Below are 14,139 nucleotides of genomic sequence, written 5' to 3' on the forward strand. Positions count from 1 at the left end.
AAGGTCGATACCGATCAACGTTACGCTGTCCATGATGGCGCCCTCCAGAAATGAAAACACCCTATAAGATTAGGACTTATAGGGTGAGGGTGACCATCTCATTAACCGGGGTCAGGTCATACCATTAAGCAAGATGCGCGCATCTTGCTTAATGGTATGACCTGACCCCGGTTTGTTTATGCCGGCTGGCTTAGCGGTGCGGTGTCACCAGCGTGCCTGGCAGGCTGTGCAGGTAAGCGGCCAGGTCCTTGATGTCCTGGTTGCTCAGTGGCTTGACCTGGCCGCCCATGATGGCGTTGCCGCGGCCGTTGGCGCCGTCGCCGCGCTTGTAGGCGGTCAGCGCGTGTTCCAGATAGTCCTTGTGCTGGCCGGCCAGCTTGGGATAGCTGGGGTCGATCGGGGTGTTGAAATCCTTGCCGTGGCAAGCGAAGCAGCTGTATTTTTCCGTCAGGGCCTTGCCGGCCTCGATGTTGCCGCTGGCGAAAGCCGACAGCGAGATGGCGGAGCAGAACAGGGCGGTGATCAGTTTTTTCATCGTTCAGTCCTTATTTCGCCGTTTGCTGGGAATAGTATGCTGCCACGTCCGCGATGTCCTGCTCCGACAGGCTGGCCGCGATGCCCTTCATGGACGGATGCTTGCGCTCGCCCTTCTGGTAGGCCTTGAGCGCGTTCTCGATGTACTTGGCCGACTGGCCACCAATCATGGGCACCTGAAACACTTCCGGGAAGGTCGCCTTGTAACCGGGGATGCCGTGGCAGCCGATGCACATTTCGATCTTGGCGGGAGCGGCCTGGGCGTTCCCTACGATGTCGGCCGCGGACGCGGCGTGGGCGAAACCTGCGAGCACGAGAAGTGCGTAGATTTTTTTCATGGTGTGGTGGCTAAGTAATCAATAGGAATCGGATACAGCCCAAGCGCAAAACTTAACTTTTGCGCTATCAATCGCCGATTCTAACCCAAGAATGTTTCCATAGTCTATCAAGAATCATGGACAAACCGGCCGATCTTCGCTAGGCGTGGCGCATTGTTCCCAGCGCGCTTTGAGGGTGGCCTCTAGCGACTTGTTTTATACTTCAAAGATAACTTCTGCGAGAAGCAGCATCGATCCCCCCTTTCCACAGTGAGACCGCCACCCATGCACGCCAACCAAGCACCCGCCCCGCGCTTCGAGGGTTCCGACAATTACGTCGCCACCAACGACCTGAAACTGGCCGTCAACGCATCGCTGACACTGCAACGCCCGCTGCTGATCAAGGGCGAGCCGGGCACCGGCAAGACCATGCTGGCCGAGGAAGTGGCGGCCGCACTCAACATGCCGCTGATGCAGTGGCACGTGAAATCGACCACCAAGGCCCAGCAAGGCCTGTATGAATACGACGCCGTGTCGCGCCTGCGCGATTCGCAGCTGGGCGACGAGCGCGTGCGCGACATCCACAACTACATCGTCAAGGGCGTGCTTTGGCAGGCGTTTACGGCGCCCGAGCCGGTGGTGCTGCTGATCGACGAGATCGACAAGGCCGACATCGAGTTCCCCAACGACCTGCTGCGCGAGCTGGACCGCATGGAGTTCTACGTCTACGAGACGCGCGAGATGGTGGTGGCCAAGCACCGCCCGCTGGTCATCATCACCTCCAACAACGAGAAGGAATTGCCGGACGCCTTCCTGCGCCGCTGCTTCTTCCACTACATTAAATTCCCCGACCGCGACACGATGGAGCAGATCGTGGCCGTGCACTACCCGAACCTCAAGCGCGAACTGCTGGCCCAGGCCCTGCAGACCTTCTATGAGGTGCGCGAAGTCCAGGGCCTGAAGAAGAAGCCGTCCACCTCCGAGTTCCTCGACTGGCTCAAGCTGCTCATGGCCGAGGACATCCCGGCCGAAGCCCTGCGCAGCCAGGACGCCAAGACCATCGTGCCGCCGTTGCACGGCGCCCTGCTCAAGAACGAACAGGACATCCACCTGTTCGAACGCCTGGTGTACATGGCCCGGACCAACCGCTGATGAACGCCGCCCTGCAATCGCCCGTGCCCGTGACGCTGGAATGGAACGGCGTGCGGCTGGAACCGCTGGCGCCGCACCACGCGGACGGCCTGCGCTCGGCCGCCGCCGACGGCGAGCTGTGGCAGCTGCGCATCACCTCCGTGCCCGCACCCGAGGAGACCGACGCCTACATCGACAAGGCCATCGCCATGCGCCCGTCGCGCCTGGCGTTCGCCGTGGTGGACGCGGCCAGCGGCACCGTAATGGGCACCACCAGCTTCCACGACATCGTGCCGGAACTGGACCGCCTTGAAATCGGCTACACCTGGTACGCGCGCAGCCGCCAGCGCAGCCACGTCAACACCACCTGCAAGCTGCTGCTGCTCGGCCACGCCTTCGACACGCTGGGCTGCGCCGTGGTCGGCCTGCGCACCGACATCTTCAACCACACGTCGCAGCGCGCCATCGAACGGCTGGGCGCCAAGCGCGACGGCGTGCTGCGCCACCACGCGCTGCGCCGCGACGGCACCGTGCGCGACACGGTCATGTACAGCATCGTGCGCGGCGAGTGGCCGGAAATCAAAGCCCATCTGCACTACAAGCTGCACCAGGGCGGGGGGCGCTGACCATGCTAATCGATTTCTTCTTCACCCTCAAGGACGCCAAGATCCCCGTCACGATCAAGGAGTTCCTGACCCTGCTCGAAGCGATGCAGAAGAACGTCATCGCGCCGTCGATGGACGACTTCTACTACCTGTCGCGCCTCGCGCTGGTCAAGGACGAGGCCCACTTCGACAAGTTCGACCGCGCGTTCGCCCAGTACTTCAAGGGCATCAACGCCGCCTTCGAGACCAACAGCGCCATCCCGCTCGACTGGCTGGTGCAGCGCATGAAGCGCGAGCTGACCGACGAGCAGATCGCCCAGCTGGAGAAATTCGGCTACGACAAGCTGATGGACCGGCTCAAGGAGCTGCTCAAGGAACAGAAGGAGCGCCACGAGGGCGGCAGCAAGTGGATAGGCACGGGCGGCACCTCGCCGTTCGGCCACGGCGGCACCAACCCGGAAGGGGTGCGCATCGGCGGCAAGGGCGGCAACCGCACGGCCGTCAAGGTGTGGGAAGCGCGCGCCTACAAGGACTACGACGGCGAACGCGAACTGGGCACGCGCAACATCAAGGTGGCGCTGCGCCGGCTGCGCAAGTTCGCGCGCGAAGGGGCCGAGGAGGAACTGGCGCTCGACGCCACCATCCGCGCCACGGCCAGCAACGCCGGCTACCTCGACATCAAGATGCGCCCCGAGCGCAAGAACAAGGTCAAGGTGCTGATGCTGTTCGACGTGGGCGGCACCATGGATGACCACATCGAGCGCACCGAGGAACTGTTCTCGGCCTCGCGCACGGAGTTCAAGAACATGGAGTTCTTCTACTTCCACAACTGCGTGTACGACCACCTGTGGAAGAACAACCGGCGCCGCCACGCGGAACGTTTCCCCACCTGGGACATCCTGCGCAAGTACCCGCCCGACACCAAGCTCATTTTCGTCGGCGACGCCACCATGAGCCCCTACGAGATCTTGCAGCCGGGCGGCTCAGTGGAGTACAACAACGAGGAGGCGGGTTCGGAATGGCTGGCCCGCTTCACCAACGCGTTTCCCAAGTTCGTGTGGCTCAACCCGGAACCGGAAGGCATCTGGCAGTACCGCCAGTCCGTCTCCATCATCCGCCAGCTGATGAACAACCGCATGTTCCCGCTGACGATGGAGGGGCTGGAGCGGGCCATGCGCACCCTGAGCAAATAAGGCGGTGGCACAAGGGTCAGCCCCTAGGGTCTGCCCCTGAAGCGAGCCGATCAGGCCGGCAGTTGCAGCCGGTAGCCGACGGCCGTTTCCGTCAGCAGGTAGCGGGGCTGGGTGGGGTCGTCCTCCAGCTTGTGGCGCAAATGGCCCATGTAGATGCGCAGGTAGTGGCCGTTCTCGGCCTGCGACGGCCCCCACACGGCCCGCAGCAGCTGGGGATTGGTCATCACGCGCCCGGCGTTGGCCACCAGCACGGCCAGCAGCCGGTATTCGGTCGGTGTCAGGTGCACGTGCTGGCCGTCCCGCGTGACGCGCCGGTTCGGCAAATCCACTTCCACCGCGCCAAAGCGCACCGGCCCAGCATTGCCGGCGGCTGGCTGGCGCTGACGGCGCAGGGTGGCGCGCACCCGCGCCAACAACTCACCGACGCCGAAGGGCTTGGTCAGGTAGTCGTCGGCGCCGGCGTCGAGGGCGCGGATCTTGTCGGCCTCGTTGGCGCGGGCCGACAGCACGATCACCGGCACGGACGACCATTTGCGCAGGTCGGCGATCAAGTCCACGCCGTCGCCGTCGGGCAGGCCCAGGTCCAGCACCACCAGGTCGGGCTTGCGGGTGCCTGCGTCGATCAGGCCGCGCTGCAGCGTGGCCGCCTCGTGCACCTGCCAGCCCTCCTCCTCCAGCGCACCGCGCACAAAGCGGCGGATCTGCGGTTCATCCTCGATCAGCAGCGCGGTCGGCATCGGTTCATTCATGGTTGTGTCCTTGTCGTTCGCGCTCCTGCTCCGCTTCCGGCTCGGGCAGCGGCGGCGGACTGCCCACCGGCAGCGAGAACACGAAGGCGGCGCCGCCGGCCGGCGATGGCGCGGCGTTGATCTTGCCACCATGCGCCTCGACGATGGCGCGACAGATGGCCAGTCCCAGTCCCACGCCCGGCTTGGCCGATTCGCGTTCGCCGCGCGTGAATTTCTCGAAGATGGCTTCCTCGCGCCCGTGCGGCAAGCCGGGGCCGTCATCATAGACCATCACGTCGACCCACGTGCCGCGCAGCTCGGCGGCCAGCGTCACGTGCGCGCCGGGCGGCGTGTACTTGGCCGCGTTCTCCAGCAGGTTGCACAGCACGCGCTCGATCAGCACGGCGTCGAAACGCAGCAGCGGCAGGTCCGGCGCCAGCCGGGTGGCCACCACGTGCGCCTTGAGCTGGGCGCCGCTCGCGCGCAGCGCACTGCCCACCACCTCCTCCAGCGGCTGCCATTGCAGGTTGAAGGTCACTTCGCCGCTCTGGATGCGGGCCATGTCGAGCAGGTTGGCGACCAGGGCGCTCATGCGCCTGGCCTCGTCGTGCAGCGCGTTGGCCTGTGCCAGCTGGGCCGGCGCCAGCGGCGGGCGCGAGCCGGCCAGCGATTCGGACATGCCCACCAGCGACGTGAGCGGCGTGCGCAGGTCGTGCGACAGGGCAGCCAGCAGCGAATTGCGCAGCCGCTCCGATTCCATGTTCACCAGCGCCTCCTGCGCCACCTCGATGTAGTGTACGCGTTCCAGCGCGATGGCGGCCAGGGTGGCGAAGGTGTCGAGGTGCTGGCGCTGTTCGGGGATCATGATCCAGCGCCGGTGTTCGGGCTGGATCGCCAGCACGCCGCGGGTGCGCATGGGCGCCACCAGTGGCAGGTAGAAGATGCGGCTGGCCGGCAGCGTGTCCGTGCCCAGGCCCGCGCATTCCGCATGGTCAAAGGCCCACTGGGCGATGCCGCTGTCGAAGACGGCCATGTGGGCCATGGCGGCGGCGTCGGACGGGTCTTGCGGCGGCAGCTTGAGGCGGCCAGCCGCATCCGGCACCAGCAATGTGGCGCGGGCCCGGAACGCGCCCTGGATGAAACGCTGGGTGATCTCGAAGATCTGCTCCGTCTGCAACGCACCGGACAGCTCGCGCGCGTACTCGTACAGCGCGCGCGAACGGGCCTCGCGGCGCGAGGCCACGTGGGCCTGGAAGCGCAGGCCGGCCGTCAGGTGACCGGTGATCAGGCCCACGGCCAGCATGACGGCGAATGTGATCAGGTATTGCAGGTCGGAGATAGCGAACGTGAAGCGCGGCGGCACGAAGAAGAAATCGAAGCAGGCCACGCTGACGCAGGTGGCCACCACGGACGGGCCACGCCCGAAGCGCACGGCCACCAGCAGCACGGCCAGCAGGAATAGCATGGCGATGTTGGCCAGGTCCAGGTAGGCCAGCATGGGCGTGGCCGCCAGCGCCGTGGCCAGGCTGGCGGCGCCGGCCCACGCGTAGGCGGCAAGGCGCTTGCCCTCGTCCGGTTCCACGTCGCCGTCCGGCTCGGCCCGCGCGCGCGCTGACGTGCCCCGCCCGCCCTGCCCGTCCTGCTCGTCCTGCTGCTGGGCGGCCACCTCGATCAGGTCGATCTCGGGCGCGTATTCGGCCACGCGGCGCAGTTGGGTGCGGTGCCACGGACGGCGGCGGCGCCACGCGCGCGCCATGACGATCTTCGACAGGTTGTGGCCGCGCGCGTAGTCAGCGATGGCCACGGCCACGTCCTCGCCCGACAGCACGGCCGTGGTGGCTCCCAGGCTCTCGGCCAGCTTGAGCGTGTTCAGGATGCGTTCGCGCTCGGCGGCCGGCAGGCGTTGCAGGGCCGGCGTCTCCACGTAGACAGCGTGCCAGGCCGAACCGAGCTGGCTGGCCAGGCGCGCCGTGCTGCGCACCGCGTGCTCGGCGCCCGGACGCGGTCCCACGCAGGCCAGCAGCGCGGCGCCGGTCTTCCAGATGTCGCCGATCGATTGCTCGACCCGGTAGGCGCGCACGTCGTCCTCGATGCGGTCGGCCGTGCGGCGCAGCGCCAGCTCGCGCAGCGCGATCAGGTTCCCCTTGCGGAAGAAGTTCTGCGACGCGCGCTCGGCCTGCTGTTGCTGGTACACCTTGCCGCCCTTGAGGCGGGCCAGCAGCTCGTCGGCCGGCAAGTCGACCAGCACCACCTCGTCGGCCTCATCGAACACGGTGTCGGGCAGGGTCTCGGCCACGCGGATGCCGGTGATGCCGCCCACCACGTCGTTCAGGCTTTCCAGGTGCTGCACGTTGACGGTGGTGAGCACGTCGATGCCCGCGTCCAGCAATTCCTCCACGTCCTGCCAGCGCTTGGGGTGGCGCGAGCCGGGCACGTTGGAGTGGGCCAGCTCGTCGATCAGGATCAGGGGCGGACGGCGCGCCAGCGCCGCGTCGATGTCGAATTCGGCCAGTTGTTTTCCCCGGTAGTCGAACTGGCGCAACGGCAGCACGTCCAGCCCGTCGAGCATGGCGGCCGTCTCGCTGCGGCCGTGGGTTTCGATCACGCCGACCAGCACGGGCTGGCCGTCGGCCTGCAGCTTGCGGGCGGCCGCCAGCATGGCGTAGGTTTTGCCCACGCCGGCCGAGGCGCCGAAATAGATGCGCAGTTTGCCCCGCGCGGCCTTGCGCTCCTGCGCCTGCACTTGCGCCAGCAAGGCGTCGGGGTCGGGTCGTTCGCTATCGTTGGGGAACATGGATGCCTGTCGAAATGGCCAGCAATGGGCAGTTTAGCGCTTCTGGCCCGCTTCCGCGTCCAGCGCCAGGTTCAATGCCAGCACGTTGACGCGCGCCTCGCCGAAAAAGCCCAGGTATTGATTCTGACGGTGGGCCGCGATCAGCTCGGCCACGCGGGCCGGGTCAAGTTGGCGGGCGGCGGCCACGCGGCGCGCCTGGTACTGGGCGGCGGCCAGGCTGATCTCGGGATCGAGGCCGCTGCCGGAGGCCGTCACCAGGTCCACGGGGATCGGCAGCTGGTTGCCGGGATCGGCGGCGCGCAGGGCGGCGATGCGGGCCTTGACGGCGTCGATCTGGGCCGGGTTGTTGGGGCCCAGGTTGGCGCCGCCGGAACCGGCCCCGTTGTTGGGCATGGGGCTGGTGGCGGACGGACGGCCCCAGAAGTATTTGGGCGAGGTGAAGGCTTGGCCTATCAGTTCGGAGCCGACAGGCTTGCCGCCGGCTTCGATGATGCTGCCGCCGGCCTGGGCCGGGAAGGCGACGGCGCCCACGCCGGTCACAGCCAGCGGATAGAGCACGCCGCAAATGAGGGTCAGGGCGCCGAACAGGACGACGGCGGGACGGATGGTGGAAAAGGTGTTGGAAGACACGATGACTCCAGAGTGTGAGTGCGCAGGCCCCGCCCCGCGCGCGCGGGACGGGGCGAACGATTAGACGAGGTGGAACACGGCCAGTACCATGTCGATCAACTTGATGCCCGCGAACGGCAGGATGACGCCGCCCACGCCGTAGATCCAGATGTTCCGGCGCAGCAGCGCGGCGGCGCCGATGGCGCGGTAGCGCACGCCCTTAAGCGCCAGCGGGATCAGGAACACGATGATAAGCGCGTTGAAGATCACGGCCGACATGATGGCCGAGTTGGGGCTGGCCAGGTGCATCACGTCCAACGCCTTCAAGGCCGGGTAGGTGCCCACGAAGGCGGCCGGGATGATGGCGAAGTACTTGGCGATGTCGTTGGCGATCGAGAACGTGGTCAGCGAGCCGCGCGTCATCAGCATCTGCTTGCCGATCTCCACGATCTCGAGCAGCTTGGTGGGGTTGGAATCGAGGTCCACCATGTTGCCCGCCTCCTTGGCGGCCTGGGTGCCCGAGTTCATGGCCACGGCCACGTCGGCCTGGGCCAGCGCGGGGGCGTCGTTGGTGCCGTCGCCCGTCATGGCCACCAGCCGGCCTTCGGACTGATAGCTGCGGATCAGTTTCAGCTTGTCCTCCGGCGTGGCCTCGGCCAGGAAGTCGTCCACCCCGGCCTCGGCCGCGATGGCCGCCGCCGTCAGCTTGTTGTCGCCCGTGATCATCACGGTCTTGATGCCCATGCGGCGCAGTTCCGCGAAGCGTTCCTTGATGCCGCCCTTGACGATGTCCTTCAGCTCGACCACGCCCATCACGCGGCCGCCATCGACCACCACCAGCGGCGTGCTGCCGCGGCGCGACACGTCGTCCACGGTACGCGTCACCTCGGCCGGATACGGCATGCCCAGCGACTCGACGTGCTTTTTGACCGTGTCGGCCGCGCCCTTGCGCACCTGGCGATCGCCCACGTCCACCCCGCTCATGCGGGTGTTGGCGGAGAACGGCACGAAGGTGGCGTGCAGCGCGCCCATGTCGCGCTCGCGGATGTTGAAGCGCTGCTTGGCCAGCACCACGATGCTGCGCCCTTCCGGCGTCTCGTCTGCCAGCGAGGCCAGTTGCGCCACGTCGGCCAGCTGCTGCTCCGTCACGCCGGGCGCGGGGAAGAAGGCCGAGGCCTGGCGGTTGCCCAACGTGATGGTGCCCGTTTTATCGAGCAGCAGCACGTCGACGTCGCCGGCCGCCTCCACGGCGCGGCCCGAGGTGGCGATCACATTGGCCTGCATCATGCGGCTCATGCCGGCCACGCCGATGGCCGACAGCAGGCCGCCGATGGTGGTGGGGATCAGGCACACCAGCAGCGCGATCAGCACCGTGATGGAGATCGGGCTGCTGGCGATGCCGGCGGCGCGGGCCGCGTCCACCGAGAACAGCGAGAACGGCAGCAGCGTCAACGTCACCACCAAGAATACGATGGTGAGCGCCACCAGCAGGATGGTCAGCGCGATCTCGTTGGGGGTCTTCTGGCGCTTAGCGCCTTCCACCATGGAGATCATGCGGTCGAGGAAGGTCTCGCCGGGGTTAGCCGTCACCTTCACCACCAGCCAGTCCGACAGCACGCGGGTGCCGCCGGTGACGGACGAGAAGTCGCCGCCCGATTCGCGGATCACGGGCGCCGATTCGCCCGTGATGGCGCTCTCGTCGACCGAGGCCACGCCTTCGAGCACTTCGCCGTCGATGGGGATCACGTCGCCCGCTTCGACCAGAATAAAATTCCCCTTGCGCAGCTCGGTGGCAGCCAGCGGCGCCCAGGTTGCACCATGTTTTGGACTGGCCAGCTTCTTGGCCGTGACGGTCTGTTTCAGGCTGCGCAACGAGGCCGCCTGCGCCTTGCTGCGGCCCTCGGCCAGCGCCTCGGCAAAGTTCGCGAACAGCACGGTGAACCACAGCCAGACCGAGATCGCCAGGATGAAGCCGGACGGCGCCTCGCCCTGCCCCGCCAGCGACTGCGCGTACAGCAGCGTGGTGATGATGCTGCCCACGTAGACGACGAACATCACGGGGCTGCGCAACTGGGTGCGCGGGCTCAGTTTCCTGAACGCGTCCACGATGGCCGGCATCGCCAGCGCGGAATCGAGCAGCTTGAGCTTCCCGGCGGGCAGGTTGGTAAAGAGCGTCATCCCTTGTTGAGATGTTTGTGTGTGTGACATCTTGAGCTCCTGAGATTAACGGGCGAACAGCTGCAAGTGGTCGACCACAGGGCCGAGCGCCAGCGCCGGGACATAATTGAGCACGCCGACCAGCACCACCACGCTCACCAGCAAGCCGATGAAGATGGGGCCGTGGGTGGGCATGGTGCCGGCGTTGGCCTCCAACCGTTTTTTGCCGGCCAGCGAACCGGCGATGGCCAGGATGGGTACGATCATGGCGAAGCGGCCGAACCACATGGCGATGGCCAGCATGGTGTTGTAGAACGGCGTGTTTGCGGACAGGCCGGCGAAGGCGCTGCCGTTGTTGTTGGCGGCCGAGCTGAACGCGTACAGGATCTCCGAGAAGCCGTGCGCGCCGGGGTTGGCGAGGCCAGCCTTGCCGGCCGCCGTCAGCACGGCGATGGCGGTGCCGGCCAGCACCAGCGTGGGCGTGACGAGGATGGCGATCGAGGTCATCTTCATTTCGTACGACTGGATCTTCTTGCCCAGATATTCCGGGGTGCGACCTATCATCAGGCCGGCGATGAACACGGCCAGGATGGCGAAGATCAGCATGCCGTACAGGCCCGAGCCCACGCCACCGAAGATCACTTCGCCAAACTGGATCAGCAGCATGGGGATCATGCCCCCCAAGGGCATGAACGAGTCGTGCATGGCATTGACGGCGCCGCACGAGGCGGCCGTGGTGACGGCGGCGAACAGGGTCGAGGCGCTGATGCCGAAGCGGGTTTCCTTGCCTTCCATGTTGCCGCCGGCCTGCAGGGCGCTCATCTGCTGGTCCACGCCCAGCGCCTGCAGCGCCGGGTGGGCTTGCTGCTCGGCGCCCATCACGGCCACGGTGCAGACGACGAACAGCAGCGTCATCGCGGCCAACACGGCCCAACCCTGGCGCAGGTCGCCCACCATGCGGCCGAACGCGAAGCACAGGCCGGCCGGGATGAGGAAGATGGCAATCATCTGGAAGAAGTTGGCCAGCGGCGTGGGGTTCTCGTACGGGTGGGCGGAGTTGGCGTTGAAGAAGCCGCCACCATTCGTGCCCAGCATCTTGATCGCCTCCTGCGACGCGACCGGGCCCATGGCGAGGGTCTGGGTGGTGGCCGTCAGCGTCTCCGTGACCGGCTCGCCCTTGGCATCCTTCAGCGGCTGGCCGTCGGCGCCAGCTTTCGGCTGGGTGTAGGTGACGGGGTCGAGCAAGGTCACCTCCTTGTAGGCCGAGAAGTTCTGGATCGCGCCCTGCCCCACCAGGAAAACGGCGAACAGCAGCGACAGCGGCAGCAGCACGTACAGCGTGGAGCGGGTGAGGTCGACCCAGAAGTTGCCGATCGATTTGGCCGAGCGCGACGAGAAGCCGCGGATCAGCGCGAACGCGACGGCGATGCCAGTGGCGGCCGAGAAGAAGTTCTGGCCCGCCAGCGCCAGCATCTGGGTCAGGTAGCTCATGGCCTGTTCGCCGCTATAGCCTTGCCAGTTGGTGTTGGAAATGAAGCTGACGGCCGTGTTGAAGGCCGAATCCGGGCTGACATTGGCCATGGCCTGTGGATTCAGGGGCAGCCATTGCTGCACGCGCTGCAAGCCATACACGGCCAGCGCGCCCAGCGCGTTAAACGCCAGCAGGGCCACGGCATAGGCTTTCCAGCCCTGGCCTTCGACCTTGCCGTCTTTTCCGGCGATGCCGGCGGCGCGGTACAGCAGTTGTTCCACCTTGCCCAGCCAGCCCAGTCCGGGGACGGCCGCGCCGTCGCCCACACGCGCCAGCACGATGCCCAAGGGGTAGGCCAGCGCCAGCAGCACGACGAGGAACAGCACCAGCAGCATCAGCGATTGCATGGTCATCACAGGTCCTCCGCTTTCAACAGCGCGAGCACCAGGTAGACCAGCAGACCGGCAGAGGCCAGCGCGCCGATCACATAGAAGGTGTTCATTGCCGGCCTCCCAGCTTGTCGCAGCCGGCGGCAAAGGCCACCGTCACGGCCAGCAAGGCCACGATCGCACCCACAAAAACGATATCCATTTCGCCCCTCACGAGTCTTGTTTTGACAGTGAGCAGGTTATCGGGATCGGTCTAAAAGTGGTGTAAAGACTCAGGGATGGGGTGTAAACAAGCCGTAAAAATCCCCCCTGTGGGGTCAGGTCCAACATTCATACCTGAGCTTGTGTATGAATGTTGGACCTGACCCCATTCGAGGGCTAGTCGTCTTTCTCGACAAAGCGCTTGAGACGGGACAGCGCCAGCTCCCATTCGCGGCCGATGGCGTCGAGCGCGCGGCTGGCGTCGTTGATGCTGGCCGGGTCCAGTTGCCACAGGCGCTCGCGCCCCAGACGGATGTCGCTGACGACGCCCGCCTCGGCCAGCACGTTGAGGTGCTTGGTGACGCCCTGGCGGCTGATGTCCGTGCCCTGGGTCAGCTGCGCGATCGACAGCGCGCCGCCGGCGCTGAGCACCGACACCAGTTTCAAACGGGTGGGATCGCCCAACGCGGCGAACACGTGGGCCAGCGATGGCTCAGGCGCGGAGGCCCCGCCTCCGCCTGCCTTGCCGTGGTGATGCGTACTATTGGGTGACATAGCGTTCCACATTCTTGAGCTGGTACTCCCAGCCGCCCGAGTGCATCTCGAACGCCTTGCGCCGGCGATGCTGCGGGATGCTGTCGAAGCCCGTCTCCACCACCGTCAGCAGGATGCCCTTGCCGGGGGCGTCCTTGAGCGTGAAAGTGACCAGCGTGGGCTGCTCCTGGGTGTAGTCGATGGTCTGGTCCATCGGGTAGGGATGCCAGCGGAACGACAGCAGGTCCTGCGGCTCGATGCGGTCGAGCACCACGTCCAGGAAGATGTGTTCCATGCCCTCGGAGGTCATGCGCCCGCGCGCGCGCTGGCCGGGCTTGAAGCTCTGGCCCGCCATGTCGGCGCCGAACCAGACGCCGAATTGTTCGGCGTCCGACAGGGCGCGCCACACGCGCTCGCGGCTGGCGTTGATCAGGATGCTGCGTTCGATACGGTCGGTTTCCGTTGCGGTAGTCATGCTGCGGTTCTCCTTTCCATTCGTCTGCGGTTGATATGCAACCACATGGCTGCAAGAACAGCATAGGTCACGCACCGGAGAAATGCAACCATTTAGTTGCGCATGATGAGGACGGCAAGAGCGCAACAAAGCGGCAGAACGGCATAGAGAAAGCGGCCGCTCAGGCCATGCCCATCAGCTTCTTGATGGTGGCTCGCAGCAGCGGATCGGTCGCCGGCAGATCGAGTATCCCTTCCACGCCCGCGTCGCTGCCTTTGCGCGCGTCGTACACGAACGGCGGCGCCACCAGCACCACCACAGCCGGCTGCAGCGGGCCGCCGCTGGCGCGCAGTTCGGTGCACAGCAGATAGGGATCGAGATGCATGGCCGTATGGATCAGTGCCACGGACACGGCCCGCGCACCGCAGGTGAGCACCGCCTCCTTCTCGCTGCCGGCCCATTCCACGGGAATGCCCAGCGGCTGCAGCAGCTTGCCCAGGTGGGTGGCGAAGGTGGCATTGTGGTCCACCACCAGCACCGTGCCTCGCGCGGGCTGGCGGCGCATGGCCGCGTAGTCGGCCGGATCGGTCAGGTCCAGGTCCAGCCGTTCGCGCCGGCGCCGCTCGGGCAGCGGCGGCATGCCCGCCGCCGTCAGCTTGGCCATGGCGTCGGCGCGGCGGGCCACCAGCTGCGCCAGCTCCGCGTACACTGCGTCCCAGTCCAGCGGCCGCTCCAGGTTGGGGTAAGGCAGGGCCAGCGCCGGCGTGCCCAGGATCAGGGCCGGACGCAGGGCGCCGGCCGTCAGCGCCGACAGCGCCGCCAGTGCCTTGAGGTCGTCGCCGTTGGCGATCAACAGGTCCGGCTCTTGCAAACTGTGTTCGGACAGGCAAAAATACGCCGGCCCCGGGCCGGGGGCGCACGCCAGCTGGGCCGCCAGGGTCTGCGCCTCGTCCGGCGCGAAGCCGAGCAGGCGCACGGCGAAGGGGAAATGCTCGGTTGCCATAGGATTTGGAGAGCTTTTT

At 66.4% G+C, this 14,139-nt stretch carries 15 protein-coding genes; 3 read left to right on the forward strand and 12 right to left on the reverse strand.

Annotation, left to right across the window (positions count from 1 at the left end; genetic code table 11):
• Positions 1 to 190: 190 nt before the first annotated feature.
• Together H3H37_RS20950 and H3H37_RS20955 are read right to left on the reverse strand one after the other, a co-directional pair.
• Complete coding sequence (locus H3H37_RS20950; protein WP_182166146.1) at positions 191 to 535, reverse strand: c-type cytochrome; 345 nt, start codon at positions 533 to 535, stop codon at positions 191 to 193.
• Positions 536 to 545: 10 nt separating this feature from the next.
• On the reverse strand, positions 546 to 872 hold the full coding sequence (locus H3H37_RS20955) for a c-type cytochrome (RefSeq protein ID WP_182166148.1): 327 nt from the start codon (positions 870 to 872) through the stop codon (positions 546 to 548).
• A 264-nt stretch (positions 873 to 1,136) separates the two neighbouring features.
• Here H3H37_RS20955 and H3H37_RS20960 point away from each other — a divergent pair, with 264 nt between their 5' ends.
• From H3H37_RS20960 to H3H37_RS20970, 3 genes are read left to right on the forward strand one after another with little or no spacing between them, the layout of a single operon-like run.
• On the forward strand, positions 1,137 to 2,003 hold the full coding sequence (locus H3H37_RS20960; protein ID WP_182166150.1) for an AAA family ATPase: 867 nt from the start codon (positions 1,137 to 1,139) through the stop codon (positions 2,001 to 2,003).
• Positions 2,003 to 2,608 carry a GNAT family N-acetyltransferase gene (locus tag H3H37_RS20965; RefSeq protein WP_182166152.1) on the forward strand — a complete coding sequence of 202 codons (606 nt, stop codon included), beginning with the start codon at positions 2,003 to 2,005 and terminating at the stop codon, positions 2,606 to 2,608. The genes H3H37_RS20960 and H3H37_RS20965 overlap by 1 nt, the downstream gene beginning before the upstream one ends.
• A 2-nt stretch (positions 2,609 to 2,610) precedes the next feature.
• The gene (locus tag H3H37_RS20970; RefSeq protein WP_182166154.1) at positions 2,611 to 3,780 is read left to right on the forward strand and encodes a vWA domain-containing protein; all 1,170 of its coding nucleotides are present in this window, start codon (positions 2,611 to 2,613) and stop codon (positions 3,778 to 3,780) included.
• Positions 3,781 to 3,830: 50 nt separating this feature from the next.
• Here H3H37_RS20970 and kdpE read toward each other — a convergent pair whose 3' ends face one another.
• The 10 genes from kdpE to H3H37_RS21015 form a co-directional block, all read right to left on the reverse strand.
• Entirely contained in the window at positions 3,831 to 4,529 is a 699-nt protein-coding gene (gene kdpE, locus H3H37_RS20975) for a two-component system response regulator KdpE (RefSeq protein ID WP_182166156.1), read from the reverse strand.
• The gene (gene kdpD / locus H3H37_RS20980) at positions 4,522 to 7,302 is read right to left on the reverse strand and encodes a two-component system sensor histidine kinase KdpD (RefSeq protein ID WP_182166158.1); all 2,781 of its coding nucleotides are present in this window, start codon (positions 7,300 to 7,302) and stop codon (positions 4,522 to 4,524) included. Before kdpD ends, kdpE begins: the two co-directional genes overlap by 8 nt.
• Positions 7,303 to 7,335: 33 nt before the next feature.
• Positions 7,336 to 7,932: a potassium-transporting ATPase subunit KdpC gene (gene kdpC, locus H3H37_RS20985; protein WP_311197568.1), complete on the reverse strand. Its 597-nt coding sequence runs from the start codon at positions 7,930 to 7,932 to the stop codon at positions 7,336 to 7,338.
• A gap of 60 nt (positions 7,933 to 7,992) precedes the next feature.
• Positions 7,993 to 10,089 carry a potassium-transporting ATPase subunit KdpB gene (gene kdpB, locus H3H37_RS20990; protein WP_182166160.1) on the reverse strand — a complete coding sequence of 699 codons (2,097 nt, stop codon included), beginning with the start codon at positions 10,087 to 10,089 and terminating at the stop codon, positions 7,993 to 7,995.
• A gap of 45 nt (positions 10,090 to 10,134) precedes the next feature.
• Positions 10,135 to 11,952, reverse strand: a complete 1,818-nt coding sequence (gene kdpA, locus H3H37_RS20995; RefSeq protein WP_182166350.1) for a potassium-transporting ATPase subunit KdpA — start codon at positions 11,950 to 11,952, stop codon at positions 10,135 to 10,137.
• A complete protein-coding gene (locus H3H37_RS21000; protein ID WP_182166162.1) occupies positions 11,952 to 12,041 on the reverse strand; it encodes a potassium-transporting ATPase subunit F in 90 nt (29 codons plus the stop codon). Before H3H37_RS21000 ends, kdpA begins: the two co-directional genes overlap by 1 nt.
• Positions 12,038 to 12,130 (reverse strand): potassium ABC transporter ATPase, encoded by a 93-nt coding sequence (locus H3H37_RS25655; protein ID WP_220456520.1) that lies wholly within the window; start codon positions 12,128 to 12,130, stop codon positions 12,038 to 12,040. Before H3H37_RS25655 ends, H3H37_RS21000 begins: the two co-directional genes overlap by 4 nt.
• 176 nt (positions 12,131 to 12,306) lie before the next feature.
• The gene (locus tag H3H37_RS21005; RefSeq protein WP_182166164.1) at positions 12,307 to 12,684 is read right to left on the reverse strand and encodes an ArsR/SmtB family transcription factor; all 378 of its coding nucleotides are present in this window, start codon (positions 12,682 to 12,684) and stop codon (positions 12,307 to 12,309) included.
• Positions 12,671 to 13,138 carry an SRPBCC family protein gene (locus tag H3H37_RS21010; protein ID WP_182166166.1) on the reverse strand — a complete coding sequence of 156 codons (468 nt, stop codon included), beginning with the start codon at positions 13,136 to 13,138 and terminating at the stop codon, positions 12,671 to 12,673. The genes H3H37_RS21005 and H3H37_RS21010 overlap by 14 nt, the downstream gene beginning before the upstream one ends.
• A 160-nt stretch (positions 13,139 to 13,298) precedes the next feature.
• Positions 13,299 to 14,120 (reverse strand): response regulator, encoded by an 822-nt coding sequence (locus H3H37_RS21015; RefSeq protein WP_182166168.1) that lies wholly within the window; start codon positions 14,118 to 14,120, stop codon positions 13,299 to 13,301.
• Positions 14,121 to 14,139 lie beyond the last annotated feature (19 nt).

This window comes from Rugamonas brunnea (assembly GCF_014042345.1).
Lineage (GTDB): Bacteria > Pseudomonadota > Gammaproteobacteria > Burkholderiales > Burkholderiaceae_D > Rugamonas > Rugamonas brunnea.

What these genes read in the sequence shown, in the direction of transcription:
- H3H37_RS20950 (WP_182166146.1), bottom strand. Translation starts at nt 535, where the DNA reads ATGAAAAAACTGATCACCGCCCTGTTCTGCTCCGCCATCTCGCTGTCG.
- H3H37_RS20955 (WP_182166148.1), bottom strand. Translation starts at nt 872, where the DNA reads ATGAAAAAAATCTACGCACTTCTCGTGCTCGCAGGTTTCGCCCACGCC.
- H3H37_RS20960 (WP_182166150.1), top strand. Translation starts at nt 1,137, where the DNA reads ATGCACGCCAACCAAGCACCCGCCCCGCGCTTCGAGGGTTCCGACAAT.
- H3H37_RS20965 (WP_182166152.1), top strand. Translation starts at nt 2,003, where the DNA reads ATGAACGCCGCCCTGCAATCGCCCGTGCCCGTGACGCTGGAATGGAAC.
- H3H37_RS20970 (WP_182166154.1), top strand. Translation starts at nt 2,611, where the DNA reads ATGCTAATCGATTTCTTCTTCACCCTCAAGGACGCCAAGATCCCCGTC.
- kdpE (WP_182166156.1), bottom strand. Translation starts at nt 4,529, where the DNA reads ATGAATGAACCGATGCCGACCGCGCTGCTGATCGAGGATGAACCGCAG.
- kdpD (WP_182166158.1), bottom strand. Translation starts at nt 7,302, where the DNA reads ATGTTCCCCAACGATAGCGAACGACCCGACCCCGACGCCTTGCTGGCG.
- kdpB (WP_182166160.1), bottom strand. Translation starts at nt 10,089, where the DNA reads ATGACGCTCTTTACCAACCTGCCCGCCGGGAAGCTCAAGCTGCTCGAT.
- kdpA (WP_182166350.1), bottom strand. Translation starts at nt 11,952, where the DNA reads ATGACCATGCAATCGCTGATGCTGCTGGTGCTGTTCCTCGTCGTGCTG.
- H3H37_RS21000 (WP_182166162.1), bottom strand. Translation starts at nt 12,041, where the DNA reads ATGAACACCTTCTATGTGATCGGCGCGCTGGCCTCTGCCGGTCTGCTG.
- H3H37_RS25655 (WP_220456520.1), bottom strand. Translation starts at nt 12,130, where the DNA reads ATGGATATCGTTTTTGTGGGTGCGATCGTGGCCTTGCTGGCCGTGACG.
- H3H37_RS21005 (WP_182166164.1), bottom strand. Translation starts at nt 12,684, where the DNA reads ATGTCACCCAATAGTACGCATCACCACGGCAAGGCAGGCGGAGGCGGG.
- H3H37_RS21010 (WP_182166166.1), bottom strand. Translation starts at nt 13,138, where the DNA reads ATGACTACCGCAACGGAAACCGACCGTATCGAACGCAGCATCCTGATC.
- H3H37_RS21015 (WP_182166168.1), bottom strand. Translation starts at nt 14,120, where the DNA reads ATGGCAACCGAGCATTTCCCCTTCGCCGTGCGCCTGCTCGGCTTCGCG.